The 21,069-nt window shown below is 37.2% G+C and carries 23 protein-coding genes; 13 read left to right on the forward strand and 10 right to left on the reverse strand.

Translation table 11 applies throughout. The annotated features are described in order from the left end of the window. Nucleotides 1-4 precede the first annotated feature (4 nt). The 4 genes from clpP to VFW36_RS10555 all read left to right on the forward strand — a co-directional run bounded on the left by clpP (nt 5) and on the right by VFW36_RS10555 (nt 3,161). The gene (gene clpP / locus VFW36_RS10540; protein ID WP_329658773.1) at nt 5-601 is read left to right on the forward strand and encodes an ATP-dependent Clp endopeptidase proteolytic subunit ClpP; all 597 of its coding nucleotides are present in this window, start codon (nt 5-7) and stop codon (nt 599-601) included. A 10-nt stretch (nt 602-611) separates the two neighbouring features. Then, nucleotides 612-1,664: a diguanylate cyclase gene (locus tag VFW36_RS10545; protein ID WP_329658774.1), complete on the forward strand. Its 1,053-nt coding sequence runs from the start codon at nt 612-614 to the stop codon at nt 1,662-1,664. A 7-nt stretch (nt 1,665-1,671) separates the two neighbouring features. Then, on the forward strand, nt 1,672-2,187 hold the full coding sequence (gene def, locus VFW36_RS10550) for a peptide deformylase (RefSeq protein WP_329658775.1): 516 nt from the start codon (nt 1,672-1,674) through the stop codon (nt 2,185-2,187). A gap of 86 nt (nt 2,188-2,273) precedes the next feature. Continuing rightward, complete coding sequence (locus tag VFW36_RS10555) at nt 2,274-3,161, forward strand: magnesium chelatase domain-containing protein (RefSeq protein ID WP_329658776.1); 888 nt, start codon at nt 2,274-2,276, stop codon at nt 3,159-3,161. A 115-nt stretch (nt 3,162-3,276) separates the two neighbouring features. Here VFW36_RS10555 and VFW36_RS10560 read toward each other — a convergent pair whose 3' ends face one another. Both VFW36_RS10560 and VFW36_RS10565 read right to left on the reverse strand, forming a co-directional pair. Continuing rightward, on the reverse strand, nt 3,277-4,278 hold the full coding sequence (locus VFW36_RS10560) for a glyoxalase superfamily protein (protein WP_329658777.1): 1,002 nt from the start codon (nt 4,276-4,278) through the stop codon (nt 3,277-3,279). Nucleotides 4,279-4,549: 271 nt separating this feature from the next. Beyond that, nucleotides 4,550-5,461, reverse strand: coding sequence for a hypothetical protein (locus VFW36_RS10565; RefSeq protein WP_329658778.1), 912 nt, complete (start codon nt 5,459-5,461; stop codon nt 4,550-4,552). 291 nt (nt 5,462-5,752) lie between these two features. Here VFW36_RS10565 and VFW36_RS10570 point away from each other — a divergent pair, with 291 nt between their 5' ends. Genes VFW36_RS10570 through VFW36_RS10585 form a run of 4 tightly spaced genes read left to right on the forward strand, consistent with a single transcriptional unit; the run spans nt 5,753 to nt 10,640 of the window. Next, nucleotides 5,753-6,958: a phospholipase D family protein gene (locus VFW36_RS10570; RefSeq protein WP_329658779.1), complete on the forward strand. Its 1,206-nt coding sequence runs from the start codon at nt 5,753-5,755 to the stop codon at nt 6,956-6,958. Nucleotides 6,959-7,012: 54 nt separating this feature from the next. After that, nucleotides 7,013-8,014 carry a hypothetical protein gene (locus tag VFW36_RS10575; RefSeq protein ID WP_329658780.1) on the forward strand — a complete coding sequence of 334 codons (1,002 nt, stop codon included), beginning with the start codon at nt 7,013-7,015 and terminating at the stop codon, nt 8,012-8,014. A 1-nt stretch (nt 8,015) separates the two neighbouring features. Then, nucleotides 8,016-8,909 carry a HEPN domain-containing protein gene (locus tag VFW36_RS10580; protein WP_329658781.1) on the forward strand — a complete coding sequence of 298 codons (894 nt, stop codon included), beginning with the start codon at nt 8,016-8,018 and terminating at the stop codon, nt 8,907-8,909. A gap of 12 nt (nt 8,910-8,921) precedes the next feature. Continuing rightward, complete coding sequence (locus VFW36_RS10585; protein WP_329658782.1) at nt 8,922-10,640, forward strand: Tn7-like element transposition protein TnsE; 1,719 nt, start codon at nt 8,922-8,924, stop codon at nt 10,638-10,640. 49 nt (nt 10,641-10,689) lie between these two features. Here the strand turns inward: VFW36_RS10585 and VFW36_RS10590 are convergent, their stop codons facing one another. The 5 genes from VFW36_RS10590 to VFW36_RS10610 all read right to left on the reverse strand — a co-directional run bounded on the left by VFW36_RS10590 (nt 10,690) and on the right by VFW36_RS10610 (nt 14,136). Then, nucleotides 10,690-10,998: a hypothetical protein gene (locus VFW36_RS10590; protein WP_329658783.1), complete on the reverse strand. Its 309-nt coding sequence runs from the start codon at nt 10,996-10,998 to the stop codon at nt 10,690-10,692. 380 nt (nt 10,999-11,378) lie between these two features. Continuing rightward, nucleotides 11,379-12,368, reverse strand: coding sequence for a hypothetical protein (locus VFW36_RS10595; RefSeq protein WP_329658784.1), 990 nt, complete (start codon nt 12,366-12,368; stop codon nt 11,379-11,381). A 6-nt stretch (nt 12,369-12,374) separates the two neighbouring features. Further along, nucleotides 12,375-12,680: a hypothetical protein gene (locus VFW36_RS10600; RefSeq protein ID WP_329658785.1), complete on the reverse strand. Its 306-nt coding sequence runs from the start codon at nt 12,678-12,680 to the stop codon at nt 12,375-12,377. A gap of 175 nt (nt 12,681-12,855) precedes the next feature. Next, nucleotides 12,856-13,755, reverse strand: a complete 900-nt coding sequence (locus VFW36_RS10605; protein WP_329658786.1) for a hypothetical protein — start codon at nt 13,753-13,755, stop codon at nt 12,856-12,858. 108 nt (nt 13,756-13,863) lie between these two features. Then, nucleotides 13,864-14,136, reverse strand: coding sequence for a hypothetical protein (locus tag VFW36_RS10610; protein WP_329658787.1), 273 nt, complete (start codon nt 14,134-14,136; stop codon nt 13,864-13,866). 93 nt (nt 14,137-14,229) lie between these two features. On the opposite strand from VFW36_RS10610, the gene VFW36_RS10615 reads away from it, so the two are divergent. The 5 genes from VFW36_RS10615 to VFW36_RS10635 all read left to right on the forward strand — a co-directional run bounded on the left by VFW36_RS10615 (nt 14,230) and on the right by VFW36_RS10635 (nt 18,939). Further along, nucleotides 14,230-14,964 carry an endonuclease gene (locus VFW36_RS10615; protein WP_329658788.1) on the forward strand — a complete coding sequence of 245 codons (735 nt, stop codon included), beginning with the start codon at nt 14,230-14,232 and terminating at the stop codon, nt 14,962-14,964. A gap of 210 nt (nt 14,965-15,174) precedes the next feature. Next, nucleotides 15,175-15,348: a hypothetical protein gene (locus tag VFW36_RS10620; RefSeq protein ID WP_329658789.1), complete on the forward strand. Its 174-nt coding sequence runs from the start codon at nt 15,175-15,177 to the stop codon at nt 15,346-15,348. A 53-nt stretch (nt 15,349-15,401) separates the two neighbouring features. Then, nucleotides 15,402-16,574, forward strand: coding sequence for a DNA cytosine methyltransferase (locus VFW36_RS10625; RefSeq protein WP_329658790.1), 1,173 nt, complete (start codon nt 15,402-15,404; stop codon nt 16,572-16,574). Nucleotides 16,575-16,577: 3 nt separating this feature from the next. Beyond that, nucleotides 16,578-18,617: an ATP-binding protein gene (locus VFW36_RS10630; protein ID WP_329658791.1), complete on the forward strand. Its 2,040-nt coding sequence runs from the start codon at nt 16,578-16,580 to the stop codon at nt 18,615-18,617. A gap of 52 nt (nt 18,618-18,669) precedes the next feature. Then, complete coding sequence (locus tag VFW36_RS10635; protein ID WP_329658792.1) at nt 18,670-18,939, forward strand: hypothetical protein; 270 nt, start codon at nt 18,670-18,672, stop codon at nt 18,937-18,939. A 111-nt stretch (nt 18,940-19,050) separates the two neighbouring features. On the opposite strand, the gene VFW36_RS10640 is transcribed toward VFW36_RS10635, so the two are convergent. From VFW36_RS10640 to VFW36_RS10650, 3 genes are all read right to left on the reverse strand, one after another. Continuing rightward, complete coding sequence (locus tag VFW36_RS10640) at nt 19,051-19,983, reverse strand: TniQ family protein (RefSeq protein WP_329658793.1); 933 nt, start codon at nt 19,981-19,983, stop codon at nt 19,051-19,053. 2 nt (nt 19,984-19,985) lie between these two features. Further along, complete coding sequence (locus VFW36_RS10645) at nt 19,986-20,879, reverse strand: TniB family NTP-binding protein (RefSeq protein ID WP_329658794.1); 894 nt, start codon at nt 20,877-20,879, stop codon at nt 19,986-19,988. Next, the coding region (locus tag VFW36_RS10650) for a hypothetical protein (RefSeq protein WP_329658795.1) at nt 20,876-21,069 on the reverse strand (194 nt) is incomplete at its 5' end. The genes VFW36_RS10645 and VFW36_RS10650, both read right to left, overlap by 4 nt.

The raw sequence follows: 21,069 nt of genomic DNA on the forward strand, positions 1-21,069 counted from the left end.
TACGATGAGTTACATCCCTTACGTCATTGAAAAAACGGGGCGCGGTGAGAGATCGTACGACATCTATTCACGTCTTCTCAAAGACCGTATCATCATGCTCAGTGGCGAGGTACACGATCAAGTTGCCTCGTCAATCGTGGCGCAGCTGTTGTTTTTAGAAGCGGAAGATCCTCAAAAAGATATTTACTTCTACATCAACTCCCCCGGAGGTGTCATCACTTCGGGGATGGCGATTTATGATACCATGAACTATATTCGTCCCGACGTCTGTACCATCTGTATCGGACAAGCGGCATCTATGGGAGCATTTTTGCTCAGTTCAGGTGCCAAGGGGAAGCGTTATGCTCTCCCTCATGCACGCATCATGATTCACCAACCTCTCGGCGGCGCTCAAGGTCAAGCAACCGACATTGAGATTCAGGCGAAAGAGATTCTACGCATGAAAGCCGAACTCAACGAAATTTTGGCTAAAAACTGCGGTCAAAGTGTCAAAAAACTCGAAAAAGATACCGATCGTGATAACTTCATGTCAGCCGCTGAAGCGGTTACTTATGGTATCATTGACGAAGTATTGGTTCAAAAAGAAAAAGAAGAGAAGTAAGAGGTAATCCATGGCGGCGCTCAGTAATCTCAAACGTGCTCAACGAACAGTTACGTCAAAAGGGCCTGATGAGGGTGGTACCTTCATCAGTACCGGAGGACTGAGTGACCCGACCAGTGATCTTGAAATCTTTGCCAAAGAGGTTTTAAACGCCCTTATTTCTGACAATCTTCCCCCTACCCCGAACAATTTTTCTCTCTATTTCGATCGCATTTTAGAAGATAAAAGCGAAAGTCTCCGCCGTCAAATCGGCTCTGTTTTAGAGCTCGAAGAAGATAATCACGAAGATACCAGCATAGAGCTTGAAAAAACCCTCAAACAAGGGTTCTCTTCCGTTAAAAGTATTCTACAACTCAGCGCGACCCTCTATAAAAATATCTCTCTTATGGAGAAAATTTTAGAAAAACGGCAAGCGGAGATGAAAGAGATCCCTTCATTGAACGGGGCAAACGATCTTATCGCTTCATTAGGGGATGATGTCGGAAAACTGAGCTCTATCCTCAAAAAACAGGTCACCCACATGAAAGTGATCTACGACGAGACCGCAACTATTGTCAAACAGGTTGAAAATGAGACGATTTTTGACAACCAATTCGGTGTCTACAACAAACGGTTCCTTATCACCAAACTTGAACAAGAACGGCATCTCATCGACGAGTTCAAACACAAAAGTTCACTTATCACCGTCCGTCTTGCCAAAGAAACAGGTGAAAGCGTTCAAAGTGAAAAGGCTCAACAGCTTATGGTTCGTACCGTTGCACGTCTTTTACTCAAAACCTCCCGACGGAGCGATATTGTGGCTCACTACGGCGGAGGTATTTTTGCGATGGTACTCAAGCATACCGATATTGAAAGTGCTAAACGTGCATCCGAAAGACTTTTTGATCTCGTCGCTTCCAGTAATTTCTTCATCGCCGAAAAAGAGATTCAGCTTCGCATCGCTATCGGAGTAACCGAGCTTAATGCCACTCGCGGTGTTGATCAAACCCTCGTATGTACCCTAGAGTCGATGGATGCGGCTGAAAATAACCCTAAGCTCCGTTATATGGTTTGCAACGCGTAAGGCTCGTATGATTCTCCCGATTATCACCTACCCCAATAAACAACTTAAAACTCGTTCCGCTGAAGTAACGAGCTTTGACCAGCTTCTCCACCGCTTTTTGGACGATATGTATGAGACCATGATGAGCTCCAACGGTATAGGATTAGCCGCTATTCAGGTTGCCAATCCTATTCGAGCCCTTATCCTCTGTATCCCCGATGAAGAGGGGAACCAGACCCAAGAGAACCTACTGGAGATCATAAACCCCTCCATTTGTGATCCAAAGGGTAATACCCTCTATCAAGAGGGGTGCCTGAGCGTTCCAGGGTTTTATGAAGACGTAGAACGCTATGAGAGCCTAACTCTCCACTACCAAAACCGCCACGGTGAATCCTGCACACTCGAAGCCAATGATCTTTTAGCGATCGCGATTCAACATGAAATGGACCATTTGGAGGGGAAACTCTTTATCGAAAAACTCACCTATAACCGCCGCAAAAAATTCGAAAAAGAGTACAAAAAAGCACTCAAAGAGAAAAAATAGCCTCAAAATATTGCGTTTTGCAATATTTTATCTTCTATAAAACTATTCTGATACTATAACCGTTATATATTATTACGGAAATCCACATGAAACAGTTACTCTGTGCCACATTCGAAGGGATAGATGCCTCGTGCGTTGAAGTTCAATTCACCGCAACCAAAGGATTACCCGCCTTTAGTATCGTCGGTATGGCGAATACCGCTATCACCGAGAGTAAGGAGCGGGTTAAGTCGGCACTTCTGAGCAATGACTTCACATTTCCCCCTAAACGGCTTACTATCAATCTTGCTCCGAGTGATCTACGCAAAGAAGGGAGCCATTTTGACCTCCCTATCGCCGCGCTCATCGCACTCGGAAACTATGAGGGAGATCTCTCGGAGTGGTTTGTGTTCGGAGAGCTAGGGCTTGATGGAAGCGTCACCGAGAACACCCTCCTCTACCCTATCATCCTCTCACTCGCCAATCAAGGAACAATCACCAAAGCGATAGTCCCCAAAGCCAGCCTCGCAAAACTATCCAAAATTCCCAATATCACCTTTTACGGTGTCGATACGCTACAAGAAACGCTCACTCTATTGCGTTCGGATACTCTCCCTGAAGCGAAAGCACATATCAGTACCTTTGAATTCGATCATCTGATCCATGATGAGAAAAGCTACTATTTTCATGAACACTACCCGCTCGATTTTATCGACATCAAAGGGCAAGAACACGCCAAACGCTCCGCACTGATCGCAGCGGCAGGAATGCACAATCTACTACTGGAGGGCTCACCGGGGAGCGGTAAATCGATGATTGCCAAACGGATCGTTCATATCATGCCGCCGCTTCACAACAACGAAATACTAGAGTGTGCCAAACTCGAAATTTTGGAGGGAAAAGAGCCGACCTTCACTCCGATGAGACCGTTTCGATCCCCTCATCACTCTTCGACTGGGGCGAGTATCTTCGGAGGTGGATGTAATTTACAATAATTAATGCTACTTTACAATAATTAATGCTACTACTCTCGCCTTTCCCTTGGTCGTCATAACATTCCAACTCATCGTCAAGACGGTTGACCCGATATTCTGCCAAATCTTATGTAGGCTACATTAGCTCTTGCAACATTCCTACACCTTTTCGCGTTTCAGTTATTATATTTGTTTTTTGCGATAACCAACTATACTCGTTGACAGCAATGCCTTGGTTCACACCATTAAGCATGTACTGATATAGCCAATCAAACTGCCTTTGCTTCTCGTCTTTTGGTAAAAATCTTTTGTCAGCCAGATCCCGAGTAACCTTGCGTCCGTCCGCCGCCATGTTTTCAACAAAGCTTTCATATTCACGGCTTTCTTCATAGCTCCTTTCCCACCCTTGGCGCCCAAGATCGAATGTTGCTGCCAATAAGGCATAATCTTCTTTCCCTAACGAATTAATATAGGTCTGCATACCCTTGGAAGATGGCTCAAAAAGCTGAACGACATTGAAGATCGCAGTGATCCTGTTAAATGTGTTAATCCCTGAATCATCCTCTTTGGGCTGTTCGGAGGATAATAAAAAATCTTCAATTTGGGCAATCTTTTTGGTTAGGCCGTCAATAAATTGTGTCGCATCGAAGCCAAAATCGCCGGCGACTTTTTTAAATAGATCTTCGTTTTGGAGAATGGCTATTTTGTGAGGTAACCATGTGCTAAACCATACCCCCTCGTTTGCTTTCATGCTCATTTCCCAAACTGAATTGAGAAGATCGGTTTTATTGTTATGGCATCCGACGATCGCTTTACATGCCATTTTTAGTTGGGGATAGCCGAGGCTTTCAAAATGATCTTCCATTTGATGCAAACGATCAAGGGTGCTCATAGAGCCGAGTGGTTTTTTAGATAGAGGTTGTAGTAGTGGGTTTAATGCCTGTTTTTGGACTTTTTTTGCTGTAGCACAAGCTACATCCCAGCTTTTAAATTTATGGGACCGCGCAGATATTTCTAATGCCTGTGTGTAATTGATTTCAATATCGAAAAGCTCTTTAAGGGCCGACTGGATAGCCTTAGCAGATTGTTTTAGCTGCTTTTCGGACGGAGTTGTAGGTGCGTGCGAGACTGTATTCATCTCTTTATTCCTTTATGTGCTGTAGCGAAAGAATTGAACAAAATCACGATCATCTAAGATGTCGCAGTGATACTTCCGTTGCACATTGTTCTTTCGCAGTTAACGCATAAAGCAACAAAGTGATGATTGACTATGACAGATTGCCCATACCTTTACAGGTGGAAGCGAACTTGGCTCTGTATGCCTTCTGAGATTATAGAGCGTTTTATGAAAATATGTCAATAAAACACTGCCATTTTACAGAAGACGTACCGTTAGCTATGCATGATCACTATTTTTCCACATGTGTGTCTTGCTCATTCTTATAACAAGAAGCAGATTTCAGATAATCCCAAAATGAACACTGTTTTTGTATAAGTTTTATGGCGCTTGGGTCATAGAATGCGACAAGATGAGGCTGGATGGTTGTGTTTGGATCATTCAGCTTCGTCTTAATAGCGGCCATCGCTTGGAGCGCGGATTGAATCGATGATTGATCAATAGAGGCGGTTATAGGTAAAAGATTGGTGATATCGTTAGAATCCATTCCGATCACCTCTATTGAGATTTCACCGCTGATGTCGTTATTGTGTGCCGCTATACCGAGCGCCATAAGACTACCCAAATTGACATTATCAGCTTTGGCGGTTATTTTTGCTTGAACTCTCAAGCCGACGCCGATTTTACCATACCCTATCAAGTCATTGTGACCTGTATCCGCAAATAGCGGTTCAGTCCGATACTTCATGTAGTCCATAATAACGAGATAGTTTTTGCGCGACACAGAGAGGGATGCGCCAGCCGTAGGCAAAGCCATCTCCATCCCTTTGTCTGAATCGATCGTAACTACCGATACATTTTGAGTCATTAGCAATCTTTTGACTGATGTTGCGTTTTTTTCATCAAATTTCTTTTCGTAAAAACTTTGATTTGACTCATTGAAATCGGTATATGTGTTTACAAGAATAGGTTGTATTGGGACAAAAAGGTTGCCTGAAAAACCATACTTTACAAGGTTTTGCATAAACGACTTGAATGTCTGAGTCCCGGACCACCCGTTGGGGAGTGTTGATTTTGTATTATTATTTGTATCAATCTGCCCGTTAGGTTGCGGTGAAGTCGCCCCCGTCATTACGGTAGGAGGAGCAGCATAGGCAAAACTCAACACGCCAATCAGTGTCAACGCAAACGCTATCTTTCTCATGATTACCCCTTACTGTAGATTTAATATTATTGTCTATAATGAATAATTGTTTTCTTATAGAATTAACTTATAATTTACAGATGGCTCAACCATTTCAATACTATCTATTAATACTTCAATTCTATTATGAAAGTTATTTTCTTCAAAAATCTCTTAATCCATTATTTTTCACTTACTTGACGCCTCTTCATATTGATTCGTGAATAGACCAAACAAATCACTGGATATAATATTGATGTTAATGAAATACGCTCTTCTACATAATATATAATGTAACCTAAAGGATACTGTTTGAAGATCATTATAAATCCAAATGAACTTACTAATGAACTATGTTTTGCAATTGAAAAGTATAAAACAGTTCGTTTTGCAGTTGCATGGGCTTCAGCTAATCATCTTGTTTTCCAAGTGCTAAAAAAAAATAAAAACAAAATTGTGCGATCAACAGTCGGTTTGAATTTTGAACAGACGCATCCCGATTTCATTAAAATATTTATCAAAGATCATGGAAAGATAAAATTTATAAAAAAGAAAAACGGAGTATTTCATCCTAAAATTTATTTTTTTTACAATAGTGAAAATGACTGGAAAATGTTCATTGGCAGTGCAAATTTTACAAAATCCGCACTAAGTGATAATGATGAAATTGTGGCCGTATATGAGTCTAATGGAAAAGTAACATTTGAAAATTTGACACAAATTCTCGATGATTATTATATACGCGCTTCAGTAATATCTGAGAAAGATTTCGAAGAATACAGACAAGCAAGACAAAAATCACAAAAAACAAAACAGGACAATCAAGATAAGTTCAAATTACAAAAAAAGCAACTTGATGAGATGGATTGGGAAGAATACTATGCCATATTGATGAATGATGGAAAAAATCTCCAAGAACGTTTAGATATATTGCAAAAAGCAAGAGAATATTTTAAGGTGCCATTTAAAAATCTATCGGAGCTCCAACGTAAAAATATAGGTGGTGTAAAAAAAGAAGGGGATAATATTCAAAACTGGTTCTTGTTCGGACGAATGCCTTCTCAACTCTTTGCTAATCGGTTGAGTGATAGAGATGAAAAAGGAGAAAATGGTACGATAAAGAGCTATATGAAAATTTCTGATGCACTAGAGTTTATTCCTGCAAGTGGACCTGTTACAAAAAAACAATTTGATGCTTGTCTATCCTATTTCCAAAACCATGATGGATGGGGATATGGGCTTTCTACAGTAAGCCGTTTATTAGCAATGAAACGTCCCGATCAGTTTTTTTGCATAACAGGGCTTGGTGAAAAAGATGGGAATTTCAAAAATTTGGAAAAAGCTTTTGGAACGCCAAAAAAGCTTAGCACACATGATGATTACTGGAACTATGTAATCGAAAATGTAAGGAATCAAAAGTGGTATGATTGTTCAAAACCTACAGATCCCTTACAATTGGAAATTTGGAATGCCCGAGTTGCACTAATGGACGCCATCTTTTACGAAACTGAATTTTAATTTTATTCATTCTTTGACTATAATTAATGCTACATTATTGCAAAGAAAAAATACATGAAAACAAATAACCCAGAAACATTATTGTGTTCATCACCGCATCGTCATGATATATATAAAGCAATCTGTACAGTCCTCAATAACTCATTAACCCCACCGACATCAAGCGAGCCGGTAATTGTCGCTAAAATAGTCCATGAGTTGCCATTAGCCCTAAATAGTCTTCGTTTGCCAATAAAAACAGCAAGCATGTATGTGCATCAGAGACCATACGTTACTTACAATGAAATTGAAAAGCAAGACCCAACGAATCCAAAAAAGAAAGTAGAAATCGGCGATTTATTACTTATCCGTACACTTAAAAAATCAAACGGGTCAATAATCAGAAGTGCCCTCCTACTGCAAGCAAAAAAAAGCGTAGATGAGCATTCTGCTCTTAAGGTTGGATCTTCAAATAACACCCAACATAATTTATATGCCTACTGGCCTGAGTTTATTTATGTAAGTAATCCTCTCCAAGGAATAAAGCGCAAAATAGTTGGTCCCCATCTTGCAAATGGATCAAAATATTTGATTTTTACTACCAAGTGCATCCCTCATCATTACCATCACTATTTTTATGATGATTTACATTTTTGCTGTGATTATCCTGAATGTTGTTTGAGTGCTATTGCGATCCCTGATGGCTTAACAAGACTACAGTATTTCGCTACAGAACTTTTTGATTTTATAACTGGAAATGCAGGACGCGAATTTGTTCTGCACCCCGGTAAAGGGAATGTTGGTTGGGATCAAGTTATTACCGATTTAATTGAAACCACAAAAAACTGGAAATCAACTGCGACCATGAAAAGTGCAGGCATGACATCAAGTACCAGACTAAGCGGGGCATTGTTTTTCACATCTGGAGAGTTTGATTCATCAGGTTCTTTGCATATGAGTAATACTGGCACTGATAGCAATGGAGGCAATGATCCAATATTTGATTCCTTACAAGACACCCCTGACGAAGGTGGAATTCCCATTATCGAATTCGTTATAGATGAAGTGAAAGACTAATATGAGTAAAATTGCCAAATTAGACGCAATGCGAGAATGGTTCTACAACCATTATGAAGATCCTGCCGAATCTTTACCGTATGACAGTGCAGAAGGCGGCTATATCCCTATATATGGGCCATTACAGTATACCGATGAAATTCTGTATAACCAGTTTGGCGGAGCATACCCTGATAAACTCATCCAAGAACTCATTGATGAGATTGGGGATACTGATATTTGGTCACCAATCCCAGATGACTCATGGTTCGAACCATACGAAGAATCGCTAACATCAGTCGAGTCAGCCATAAGAGATACACTTAACGATCTTGCATCAATACCTAAGCAAATTGAAATTGTTAGAAGTTTACCATCACATTCTCAAGAATTCTTACAAATGCTTTTTGTGCGCGTATACGCTATCATAGAATCATTTTTAGCAAATTTCATTACAAGCTATATAGATGAAAACTTTGATACATTGATAGGTGCTGAAAATCCAAATCCTGAGTTACAGAATATTAAAATGCCGATGATTATTGCATATAAATCTACAGAGATGAAAGACCCAAGAAAACATATCCGTGATATGTTTAGAAAAGCGTTATTCATGCATTATCAAGAAAAACTCTGGCATAAATTCGGCAACGCTCAAAAAATGTATAACCAATTTGGGTTTTTATTTTCATATGAAAAAACTTCGTTAGAAACTTTAATTGAGATACGCCATGATATCGTTCATAGAGATGGAAGAACAAAAGAGAGCCTAGATTTTCGTCATAATATTACAGCTGAAATGGTTATGGTATTAGCAGAAGATGTCAGAGAAATTATCACTTCTATTGGAGAACAATATCATCGAAAAAATAGCCCTCAGTCTTTACAAGAATCTATTATTAATATTGAATTATAAATAGAAGCATACATGGATGAATTCAATTATAACGACTTAACCATAGAGAATATACCAACTGGAGAATACCTTCTTGTATGGCCAAACAATATCAATAAATACCCAACAAATACTAGAGATTACTTCGCAACACTTGCCCTTAAAAATCTTTTGACAGGTGAACTTCAAACAATAAAAAGAAATATCAAAGAAATTCCTGCACTTCCTCTCGGCACTATCATTCGGGATAGAAAAGTGACAACAGAAAAAGTTGGAGAATTGTATAACTTCAATATGGCTGTTATGGATACTCAAACTTCCATAAACTTATCCCCAGACTTTTTCACTAAAACAAATTCGTATTTCTCTGGGTTAAATACCAAAATTCCCACAGCGAATGGTCATTTATATAATCTTGAACATCATAGTAAGTCACAATACGGCATTGAGTTGACGAAGGAAGAAAATACCGTATTTTTCCCTGCCTATGTAATCGCTCAATATTTTTATTTTCGGTCAGCATCGCTTATTAAACAGCTCATGTCTGCAACACATGTTCACGGAGATGCGATAAGAAGTCTTTACAAAAAAATTGTTGTAGATGCTACTGGAAATATGTCAGTTTTATTATCACCTGGTGCATCTCCGGAAGATGCACCGGAAATTGTAAGATTCGCAACCGAACCATATGCCAATGAAATGTTTCATCGGATATATACTGATTTGGCAGACAGTAATATGAAAAATAAAGCTTTTCATGAAAAAAGAAACTGGTCATATCCATATAATACGGCATCTCTTCAATGCTATTTTCCATTTGCGGCAGATGTTGATATAACGTTCCGAGGAGTTAAACTCAAGGAAAACTATTATTTAGCACTTGAAATAATTCAGGAAAATTCTGTATATCCTTTTGAAAAGCTAACAATTTACACTGAACATGCAAAACGAAAAAACTGTGTAGTTCCAGTTGGTCGAATTAATAAAAAGTTTAGAACCCAAAACATTACAAAAAATGTGACTAATTTAACTCCCAATTCTAAATTTGAAAATATAAAAGTAGCAAATGGTACTGAAGAGGATGGGAGAACTGATCTGATTGATAAAATTATTCGTCACGAAACAATCATCGTTGAATCAGATAAAGATCCTCGTACTATTTTTGAGAATAGCGAAGAAGGTGCCAATCTCAATAGCAATCATGAAGAAGCATCTGGGGATGAAAATACTGTTCAGATGAATCCAGCATTTACTGATTTGGAAATAAAGCGTGAAACACCAGGGCTTGATGATTTTAGAAGCATGCTTTTTCAAGCATCAGAAGATTTTGAAGAGTTCTCTTATCTGCTCCCTAAAGTTTTACCTCTTCCTCAAAAGCCAGAAGAAGATACAAGCCGTAAAAAATGGCTTAGAGCACTTCTTGTAGATAATGAAACACCTCGTGCCTATATAGTGGCCGTAATTCATTATAACGATTGCACATACACCGTAATCGATATCGAAAAAGATGACAGAATACCTCGTGCTTCTACTCTAATTCTTAGAATGGATGACTACACAAAGATTCCCGACAATATCGTTTTATCAATTTTGACAAACTATGTTCGGGAAGGAAGATCTTGGCTTCATGATATGACTCCTGACAACTATACAAGCACTACCTTGACTCATCCACAAGATAGTAGCAAAGAAGCCATAAAGCGGTGGGCAAAAAGGCTAGTTGATACACTAAAAGATTTTGACAACATGTAATGATATTGAGTGGGGATGGTACCCACATACCCCCCTGACTCTCCGTCCCTTAATCTACTAAATTTAGTTCATCGTCCTCACCGTAATCATTTCCCGACAAAACTTCCTCGCAGTAAATAATTGCCTCTTCTAACAGATCCACTATTTCTTTATATTTTGGATCATCTTCAGAACTTTCTACAAAAGCCTTATTTCCATCTCCAAGCTCAATCATGGTTGTGCCTGCAGTATCTTCATAGTCTGATTCCGCATTATAACAAGCATCCGCGATATCACTTACACTGTCATTCGCACTCACTTCGCAGTATTTGCCGTCGCTGTTAAGAATTATAATTCTTGTGTTATGGTTATTGTCCATACTATTTCCTTATTTTTATTGATCATTATTTTCTTCGATGATCAGCGAAGTTTTTGGATGGAATTAAACAACTTTGCCAATTTGGCATCTTTGTTTTTGTTAAATTTATGTTTATGATTGATGCGTGCTGCGCTTGCGCTCGCAATTTATTAATGAATGTACATTTGCACATTTTAGTAGTTCAAATTATATAGGTCTTCCATAGACCATCAGCGATCAAGTGATCTGCGTAGAAATTATATCAGGGTATTTTGAAAAAAAGATGTTAAAACTCAAGTACTGAAATCACTTTATTTTGACTAATCTCAGTTTTATAAAATCCAAAGGCAAATGTACATGTCAGGATTATTATTAATCCCTTAGTACTTGCAGATTTAATTCTATTTTTTTTGCCTATAAAAGTTCAATTCAGATTCCAATTGATATAAAAGATGTGCGGTAAGGCTTCTATACTGTTCCCCATCTTCCTCAATTTCTGCAGGTTGTCTATGTGACCTGTACCCAAATGTATTACATGCCTTTTCCATACCTATAAAAAGACCAGTAGCTATTTCCAAAGCTTTATCTTGATCTATATTGATTTTGTTTAACAAACCCTCTAAAAAAACTTCAAACCGTGTATGAGGCAAATGATATTTTTTACTTTTAAACTTGTTATCAAGTAATTGAAATGAAAATCTTGCAGCCATAGTGGCTTTTTTAAAAAAATCCAAATCATTGTTGATTTCTAGGACTTTATAAAACAGTTCCTTCTCTCTGTTAAACATAATGCCTAAAAATTCTCCAGCCTGGTAATCAGCATCTGCTTCTAACGCTTTAATAATGTTATTTATACGAAGATCATACTCATCATCCATCGCCAACATTGACATCGAATAATTTTCTCCTATATAATCCAAATGTCCTCTTAGTACATGGGCCATCTCGTGATAAAAGAATATTATGCTTGACAGTATTGTAATATTGCCAGCATATTCAATTCTTTGTCTATTTGCTGGAATATTTTTATATAAGCTCAAATTCGAGCTTAACCAACTTATGTCAACATCATCTTCAGATTTTACTTTTGGCATGAAATTTTTGTTATGAAAAAAGTCTAAAATGGTTCTGTGGATAAATAATATAGCACCTTGATTTATTTCAATAAGATAGTGATTATCAGAGAAAAAGTTTTTTAAACTTTTTGGCATCTTTTTTGCAGATGCATTTACATCTAAATTTTGATGAATATAAAATTTTATTTTTTTTGGACGAAATACTTCTTTATGTGACAAAATAGTTTCGCAAATATCTACTATTGGTCGTGCAATACCTTGATAGAGATAATTATCAGCTTCGCTACCATTTTTTAGAGGTTGAACCTTTTTCATAGGCAATCATTCCTGAATCTTATTGTCCATTGATAAACTGATTTCAACTTTATTTTTTCCATTACTTTTATATAACAACTTTGGTCTTTTTATTATCATTACAATTTGTAAAATGATTGAAAAAACTATGAAGAGAACTGCCAGATTGTTAGTATTAATACTTAAATACTTCGAAACCAATTCTATTTTGGCAAATGGATAAGCATAAACCACTATCAACCCTATTAATAAGTTAATACTAGAAATAACAACTAAAAATTTATACAATCGCATATACTTTTCGCTCAAAGCATTAAATTGATCAAACTCCATTGTTTGAACTCCTTTTTATTTTAAGTGTAAACATTTATAACCAGAATACTAGGTTCTAATAAATTACAGTGTTCCAAAGAGTATTATTACTAAATGTACACTAATTGCTGACAATGTGGTTTTTAGAATACCCGCGCTTCCTTTCTACAAATAGTTTTTTTATTTTTATAAAATGCTATTTATATTTTTCCTTTTCATACTTATCTTGATGATAGCCACAAAGTCCTCCATTATTCTGCTCATGTATCTCAAGCGCTGTGTGGCAGACGGAACACTCAGCATATCGCATCTCATAATTACAAGCAACACAGCATTCCTCCTCAAACACATAAGTTTCCATACTACATTCAGGGCATGTAGTATTCATCGGTTCACCTCCATCCATTTGAGACATAAATGATGCTGTATATAGTGCTTCTCCGACAAATTCCTCAATTATACTTGTGAACTCAAAGTTATGGTTACACTGCCTGCATCGTAGAAATATGTCTGGATAGTCTGATCCAGTTGCATCATCGATATAAACGAGTGGTGATCCACACTCCTCACAACGTAAAAGATCCAAGTTTTCTTTAATCGTATCATATTTCCAGTCTACCTGATTAAGTGATTCTTCACACTCTTCTTTCTCTGCCATAAAAATATCATTAACTTCAAGAAGTATCTCCCAAGTTTCTAACCCGAGTACTTCTAACGGATCTTCTTCAAGTTCATTAGTAACAAAATCCCTGATTAGTAAAAACGATGAAGAAATAAGCTCTTTGATATCGTCTGTTGATTTTTTAGTAAAGTAATGTTCCAGATCATTACGAAGACTAACTACTTTATCGAAACGTTTCCATTCTGCAGAAATTCCAAGGTCAGCGAACCTTGTTCTAATTGTATCAATATTGACTGTATTGCCAACACCAACAAAAGTAAGCCTCCCACTTACTAAAAATGGTTTTATGTTCTGCTTGATTAGCAATTCAGGTTGTTCATTGGGGGAAAGCCTTCGAAGCTTCTCTTTATACAGTAAGATAATACCAGCAATGATATTTCTAACAGCCGAGATGCTTCTTTTTGGATTAGCCATCCTATAATCCTCAACGCCCACTTGGATGGAATCGATAGCGTTTTGATATATACTCATTGTAGTCTACTTTCCGTTGTAATTTTGCATAATACAAGCCCACATAGTGTTTTAAATTTTTGTGCCCGTTGACTCTTCAATAGGTACAATACTATTGCAAGTACAACTTGGGCTCAATACACCGTCACAGCATTTATCTCGTCCATTACTACAGCCACAAACACCCTGATGATGGGAACAACATCCGCGTTGCGCGATCAACTCTTTATCACCTATTTTTAAAATGGCTTCACAATCCACTTTCGTTTTGTCATTGATGATTACTTCTGCAGCTATTCCATTCAAACTGAGTAATAATGCAAGTGCAAGCAGTACTTTCTTCATATTCATCCCCCAACTACAAGATACAAGATTATACCACTGGTTCACTACATCTCATAATTTTAAATAATCTAATTATTTATGATAGACTTTTGCATGAACAAAATGCTATTACTCCTAATCTCTTTAACTTTCTCTCTAATTGCGGCTCAAAATGAGTCTTTTCCCCAATCAAAAAAAGATCTTGAACGGATTTATGCAGATCATTCGATCACCTTCTATTGCGGATGTGAATACGATAAACGTAAGAAGGGAAATATGATCGATCGTTCTTCATGCGGATATGCACCAAGGAACCCTATAACGAAATCAGGAAAGGTAAATCCACGTACTACACGCATTGAGTGGGAACATATCGTACCGGCTGAAAACTTCGGACGACAATTTACCTGCTGGATAGATGGTGCCCCGGAATGTATAGATTCAAAAGGAAAAGCGTTTAAAGGGCGCAAATGCTGTGAAAAAGCCAGCCAACAATTTCGTATTATGCAAGCCGATATGCACAACCTTGTACCGGCTATTGGAGAGCTGAACGGAGATCGCAGCAATCTGCGTTATGACTTCGAAGAAGCTCGTAAAGGTCAATATGGAGAATGCCGGTTTGAAGTCGATTTTGATCAAGATCGAGCGCGAATCAAAAAAGATATTCGAGGCGATGTGGCACGTACTTACTTGTACATGGCCGATCGATATAAGATGAAACTCTCTCCACAGGAAATCAATAAATTTTCCGCATGGAATAAAGAAGATCTGGTTGATGCATGGGAGATTGAGAAAAACAAACGTATCAAAGCCATTCAGGGGAATGAAAACCCATGGATCTTGAAGTAAGAATTTTTTGCATCAGATGAAAAACTAAAAGCTGATGGTTGGGCTGTTATACGTTTTTGGGGGAAAGAAATCGAGAACGAACTTTCAACTTGCATTAATAGAGTCATATCTATTTACGAATCATCGTGATTTCTGGATAGAAACAATACTAAAAGTATGTATTTCATACTTTTAGTATCAAATACATACTTTTTTTGCTAAAATAACATAATGAAAGATACGGAGCTTAGCAATATAACCGGTATTCCACTTCAAACCATCAAAGAATGGAAAAAATCGGATAATTATCGTAAAGACATATATGAATTACTACAAGAATTACCGGAACGATTCATAAAAGAGACATTGAAATCAATAAAAGAAAAAAGAGAAGGGAAAATATAGATAATGACGAATTCTTACTCTTTCTATCTCACATGCTATATAATACGCATCCCATGATAAATATAGTAGATTTATTTTCCGGAGCCGGCGGTTTAACATTCGGCTTTTACTACAAAATAAAAGGCCAGAAATTCGTTAGAAATAAAAAGTTCAATTTTTTATTTGCCAATGAATATAACCCTCACGCATGCGAAGCTTTTCGTTTAAATTTCCCTGATATACCCCTTATTGGATGTGATATAGCTTCCATTACGCCTGCTAAACTTGAAGAGCATAATATCCAATGTAACGATGTTGATTTGGTTATTGGAGGCCCGCCATGTCAATCATATAGCACCGTTGGCAAAAGACAATATGATCAACGTGCAACTATGTATGAAGAATACATACGACTTCTTGGTATTCTAAGACCAAAAATGTTTATTTTTGAAAATGTTACTGGTTTGCTTTCCATGAAAAATGAGAATGGTGAACCGGTTATAAATGACATCAAAAAACTATTTGGAAATATACAAAGTGCAAATACAGAATTAGGATATGTGATCAAGCAAACCATTCTAAATGCAAAAGATTTTGGAGTTCCACAAAGCAGAGAAAGAGTTTTTTTGGTCGGAACAAGAAAGGATTTAAAAGAGACATGGAGTTTTCCGAAGGCGACGCATGGAGGAAACACGGGAAAGAATTTTATCAATATATGCGAGGCCATCTCTGATTTGCCACATTTAAATCAAGGTGAAACAAAACATTTGTACGAAAATAATCCAAACTCTACATATGAGATATTGATGCGAAATGGTTCTCAAATTTTAATGAATCATACCTGTAGCGTATACGGCGAAAAAATGACTGCCGTAATACAAGCAGTACCACAAGGTGAGGGTAGGCACTATATAAATTCTTTAGTCGAAAAAGGTATTCTCAAAAAAGAATACTATTTAACATCAGGATATAATAATACTTATGGTAGATTATGGTGGGATAAACCAAGCACGACAATTACCAATAGTTTCGGCACACCATCGGCATTACGATGTATTCATCCGTTACAGGATAGAGCCCTTACGACGAGAGAGGGAGCCCGATTACAATCATTTCCAGATTGGTTCAAATTCGTTGGACCAAAACATGAAAGAAATTCACAGATTGGTAATGCCGTTCCGCCATTACTGGCCATTCAACTAGCCAATAGTATCGAAAAAAGTTTGTCCGATATCGCAAATGGGTAAATTATGCAAGAAATAAATCCTAAAGTAGATTTTACATTCGGCTGGTTAGCAATGAAGCTACTTGGTAAAAGTTTGTATTCCAATCCATGGAGTGCTATTTCAGAATTGGTAGCCAACGGTTTTGATGCCAATGCCGATAAGGTGTATGTCTATATCAATCTTGGAAATAAAGAAAATTCGACGATTGAGATTTTCGACAATGGTACCGGTATGACGAATGAAGAAATTCAAACTTATGTCAAAGTCGGTTACAACAAAAGAACCAATCCGGACGTGAAGGCAAGGATGCCTATGGGAAGGAAAGGCATAGGTAAACTTGCAGCCTTATATTTGTCTGATAATTATTCAATTATTACTAAAACCAAAGATGGTAAAAAAAGTGCATGGCAAATGCATTACACTGAAACGGAAGGGAAAATAGACGAGAAACCGTTTTTGAAAGAAATTGGCAGTGATCTCTCAGTCACATGTTCAAATATATGGAACGGTTTTAAGACGGGAACTTATTTAAAGCTAACCGGTGTAAATTTGGTCGGAAATGGGAATGTGGCATTTGAAGCATTAGAACAAAAACTTTCGAATTATTTTTCTTTGGAGACAATCAACAAAAAAATTATGATATGTGCGCATAATGGCGGTAAAATTAAGTTTCATCAAGTAAAAAAGTCGATTGCTTTTGGCAATATGGCTTATATTGAGTATTCGGGCTTTGGCAAAATGTCTCTTGAGAATGAATTTAATAGTATTTCAAAGAAGACGATCAAAGTTCCGTATGCAAAGCCAGTTAATAATCAAACCGCATATGAATTCGCGATCGATCTCAAAGAACTTAACAGAACCGACATACATGGAACTTATTCTTACACACCGGATATAGAAGTCAAAACTGCTATATCAAAAGCAGAAAGCAAAGAAAAACGTAAGCAATATACTTTAAAGGGTTGGATTGGTATACACAGTAGTATAAACAAAAAAGTTGCCGAAGTAAATGATTCCAATTTTCAGAAAAATAAATTTTACAATCCGAATCAACTTAGATTATATGTACGAAATAAACTGGCCATAGAAAACTTCTTAAATGTCATCAATAACACTCAAGCATTCGTAAATTATATAGAGGGTGAAATCAGTTTTGATCTATTGGATGAAGATGATTTACCGGATATCGCCACATCTAATCGACAAAGCATGGATGAAAATGACAATCGAATTACATTGTTAAAAGGAATTGTCGAAACAATAATCCAGAATCTCATCAGCAAAAGGAATAAATTAGCCAAAGCAGTAGAAAGTCGACAGACCGAACTTTCAAATAAGTACAATGAAACAGCCAAACAGCAATTTACGGAAGAGCTAGAAGAAGAAGTAAAAAATTTCGACTTAACAGAAGAAGCAAAAGCTGATTTTATTAGAACTATCTCTAATAAAGTTTCTGGAGATATGATTAAAAACGATTATGTTGTTTTTCTATCTCACGCAAGAAAAAACAGGATTTTTACAGACTTTTTATATAACTTATTACTTAATCGTGGTGCAGATGCAAGTGAATTTTTTTATACCTCTAGCGATTCTAAACCCGAAGACTATGATGATTTGAGTGATTTAGGACAGCGTATCAAAAAGAGTATTGTCAGCTCTAATACATTGCTATTCTATTTAACAAGCGCTGATTATAAAATGAATGAATATTGTATGTTTGAAGGTGGGGCTGGCTGGGCAACGCGCGCCGTCGGTGATTACCTTTTGTGGACTCTTGATTATAAAGACATCCCCGTTTTTCTCACAAACAAAAAACTTGAAATCGTGATAAATCAAGATTTAGATAAAGATCGTTATGTCAATCTCGTCTCTACATTAAATAAAATCATTGGACATTTGAATAGCGGAAGAAAGCTCAAAGAGCAAAACTTAATTGAACCATTTAGAAATACTACATTTCCTGATGCAGTTCAATTACAAAAGGAAAGCAAAACAATATTCGATTATATGGACCCACTTATTTTAGATTATTGGAAAGTTTATATTCAATCAAGAGTATCCTAGAATATTATATGCTCTCTTAATCATTGATTAAGTCATAACAAAAGGATTTATTGTGGTAAAAATTTTTCAAGTTCATGACTCCGTTAAAGATATAGTTGATGAAGTAGAACGATTAGGTATAACCGGTATCAGTGGTGGTAGATTGGAGGTAAGGGCTAAAATGAAAGAAATTCGTGAATACCTTATTAATAACGATCCTGATCTTACAGTTGACGCACTATCTACATTAGACCATCCGAGCACAGAGCTAGGTGTAATATTTGACACTGAACGATATGAACGTGAAGTGGCCAACAAGGAAGTTTCGAATAGTTATATTTAAATACTAAGTAAATGGTAAAGGTCACACCACCATCAAGTGTTTCGAAATAGACGATATCTCTGTATACGAAAATACTATCAGTATAAAATAAATTGTTCGTGGTAGTATTTATTACTTAAATCTGTTTTCTAAGATATAACTTAATACAGAATAATAAAAATATGGTACCAATTTAAGATCCTGCATCAAATGAGAAGGACAAATTTTAGGATGTTCTAACAACTTGCCAATCCATACGTCCAAGTTAAAAACAACTTTCTCAGCTTCTCCTATGATTTCATCAATTTCTTCGAATTCAACAAGGTCAAAATGTTTAACTATTTTCACAATCTGATGAAGCACCTGAAAAAAAGCTACTGAATAAACTGGTTTTCCCCCAATCAATACATACCCATCATCTAAGATCTTCATCAATCTACTTACACGAGCGATGTCCTCATCTGAAGCAGTCATCAAACTTCCCACTTGGGACAAGTGCCATCCACAGCCATAACATTGCACAAATCCTTTGTCGTGTTTAAATTTGTATAGTGTAACTGACGACTCACAGTTTGGACATCGATTCAACATATAGACTTTGTGCTCAAGGCATACAGTGTAAAATGTCAATCGCCACTCTTTCTTAAAGTATACAGGATGTTCTTTCAAACATATCGGGCAATACTTTTGTCCATAACCGATATTTCGTCGTTTTCGAGAAATTATCGGAGCAATAAAAAAGTTTTGACCGTTTGAACGCACCCGTTCCAGCAAATAACCCTCGTAGCTTCGAAGCGTAAGATTTAAAATATCACTAGCCTGCAAACCACTCTTCCATGCAAGCTTTTCGATAAATTCATCCGGTGCCCAGATGTCCACATCCCGTGAAAAAATAATATTTTTGTACTCAGGAAAATGCATATTCATGAACGACCACGGCATCGTTTGATGTGCCAATGCGACTCTAATCAACCATGAACTCAACAACTCATTTTGCATAGGTGGTGGATGAAGCAAAAATCTATTACTCGACAAATCGGTGTATCGAGTAATATAGGAAATCATCGCTAATACACTTCCAATTTTTTATTCGAATATTCATAACCGCATTCAGCTAGTTCTTTAAGTGTAATTTTTTCACTCCCACTATGTATTGCTAATTCGGCGGCGAGATTTATCAAATCTAGTATTTCACCAATATACCCATTCGTTCGACGATGAATTTCCAAAGAAATTTTCTTTTCGAAAATATTAGAAGATGCTCTAAGGGGTAAAAGACTCTCTATGCTCATAAGTAAACGCGCATAATCTATACTGTTTACTTGCCACTGAGGGAGATATGTAGCTGGAAAACGGCTTTTTACCTGTGAATCGGTATCCACAGCTCTCAATGCGTCTTTAATGCCGACAAGCACTATCGGAATATGCATGTGACTACTTAGATTCTTTATCGCATTCATGAATTGTTTCTGCTTTGCTATGGGTCCTGATAAGATATGATGCACTTCATCTACAATTAGCATCCGAACACCAACACGTTCAAAGTAGTATCTAACCAATTCTTCTTTTTTTGCTGTTCTTGCTGAGCTCGGATAAGGTGCCATAAGCTGATTAAGTATCTCTCCATAAAACCCGTCCAAGTCAGGTCCACGTGGAGTCAATACACTGATTATCGGATATTGAATCGCTTCATCCAGATTTGTAGGAATATATCTTCTACAAAATTGACTGACGACAGAGCTTTTTCCATTATTAGCTTCCCCGACAATTAACATACCGGGCATCCGAAGTTTTTTTGGTAGTTTTATGAGACGATCCATCTTAGCAAGGACCTGTGCAGCAGCAGGATACGGTATCCATTTATCATCATTCAAATACTCAATACGTTCATCATCCGATTGAAGCAGTACATCTCGCGTACTCGGATTTAATCTTGATAAGTGTTGACTATCTATTTTCATGTGCCCTTCTTATACACTTCAATATCGTCAAACGGTTTGAAATCTTTGTACAGCTCATCAAAATTACTACCTTCTTCGACACTCACTTCCTGACGATTGTCAGACAGTCTTTGAGTATGATTTCGCTTGGAAGATTCTTTCCGCCGTGCAATTCTTGTCGATTCTTTAGCTTCCGTTTTAATTTTTTCCA

The organism is Sulfuricurvum sp. (genome assembly GCF_036279695.1).
Taxonomy (GTDB): Bacteria; Campylobacterota; Campylobacteria; order Campylobacterales; family Sulfurimonadaceae; genus Sulfuricurvum.

What these genes read in the sequence shown, in the direction of transcription:
- VFW36_RS10615 (WP_329658788.1), top strand. Translation starts at nt 14,230, where the DNA reads ATGAACAAAATGCTATTACTCCTAATCTCTTTAACTTTCTCTCTAATT.
- VFW36_RS10555 (WP_329658776.1), top strand. Translation starts at nt 2,274, where the DNA reads ATGAAACAGTTACTCTGTGCCACATTCGAAGGGATAGATGCCTCGTGC.
- VFW36_RS10580 (WP_329658781.1), top strand. Translation starts at nt 8,016, where the DNA reads ATGAGTAAAATTGCCAAATTAGACGCAATGCGAGAATGGTTCTACAAC.
- VFW36_RS10600 (WP_329658785.1), bottom strand. Translation starts at nt 12,680, where the DNA reads ATGGAGTTTGATCAATTTAATGCTTTGAGCGAAAAGTATATGCGATTG.
- VFW36_RS10590 (WP_329658783.1), bottom strand. Translation starts at nt 10,998, where the DNA reads ATGGACAATAACCATAACACAAGAATTATAATTCTTAACAGCGACGGC.
- VFW36_RS10620 (WP_329658789.1), top strand. Translation starts at nt 15,175, where the DNA reads ATGAAAGATACGGAGCTTAGCAATATAACCGGTATTCCACTTCAAACC.
- VFW36_RS10565 (WP_329658778.1), bottom strand. Translation starts at nt 5,461, where the DNA reads ATGAGAAAGATAGCGTTTGCGTTGACACTGATTGGCGTGTTGAGTTTT.
- VFW36_RS10645 (WP_329658794.1), bottom strand. Translation starts at nt 20,879, where the DNA reads ATGAAAATAGATAGTCAACACTTATCAAGATTAAATCCGAGTACGCGA.
- VFW36_RS10545 (WP_329658774.1), top strand. Translation starts at nt 612, where the DNA reads ATGGCGGCGCTCAGTAATCTCAAACGTGCTCAACGAACAGTTACGTCA.
- VFW36_RS10585 (WP_329658782.1), top strand. Translation starts at nt 8,922, where the DNA reads ATGGATGAATTCAATTATAACGACTTAACCATAGAGAATATACCAACT.
- VFW36_RS10640 (WP_329658793.1), bottom strand. Translation starts at nt 19,983, where the DNA reads ATGATTTCCTATATTACTCGATACACCGATTTGTCGAGTAATAGATTT.
- VFW36_RS10595 (WP_329658784.1), bottom strand. Translation starts at nt 12,368, where the DNA reads ATGAAAAAGGTTCAACCTCTAAAAAATGGTAGCGAAGCTGATAATTAT.
- VFW36_RS10630 (WP_329658791.1), top strand. Translation starts at nt 16,578, where the DNA reads ATGCAAGAAATAAATCCTAAAGTAGATTTTACATTCGGCTGGTTAGCA.
- def (WP_329658775.1), top strand. Translation starts at nt 1,672, where the DNA reads ATGATTCTCCCGATTATCACCTACCCCAATAAACAACTTAAAACTCGT.
- VFW36_RS10605 (WP_329658786.1), bottom strand. Translation starts at nt 13,755, where the DNA reads ATGGCTAATCCAAAAAGAAGCATCTCGGCTGTTAGAAATATCATTGCT.
- VFW36_RS10610 (WP_329658787.1), bottom strand. Translation starts at nt 14,136, where the DNA reads ATGAAGAAAGTACTGCTTGCACTTGCATTATTACTCAGTTTGAATGGA.
- VFW36_RS10560 (WP_329658777.1), bottom strand. Translation starts at nt 4,278, where the DNA reads ATGAATACAGTCTCGCACGCACCTACAACTCCGTCCGAAAAGCAGCTA.
- VFW36_RS10575 (WP_329658780.1), top strand. Translation starts at nt 7,013, where the DNA reads ATGAAAACAAATAACCCAGAAACATTATTGTGTTCATCACCGCATCGT.
- clpP (WP_329658773.1), top strand. Translation starts at nt 5, where the DNA reads ATGAGTTACATCCCTTACGTCATTGAAAAAACGGGGCGCGGTGAGAGA.
- VFW36_RS10625 (WP_329658790.1), top strand. Translation starts at nt 15,402, where the DNA reads ATGATAAATATAGTAGATTTATTTTCCGGAGCCGGCGGTTTAACATTC.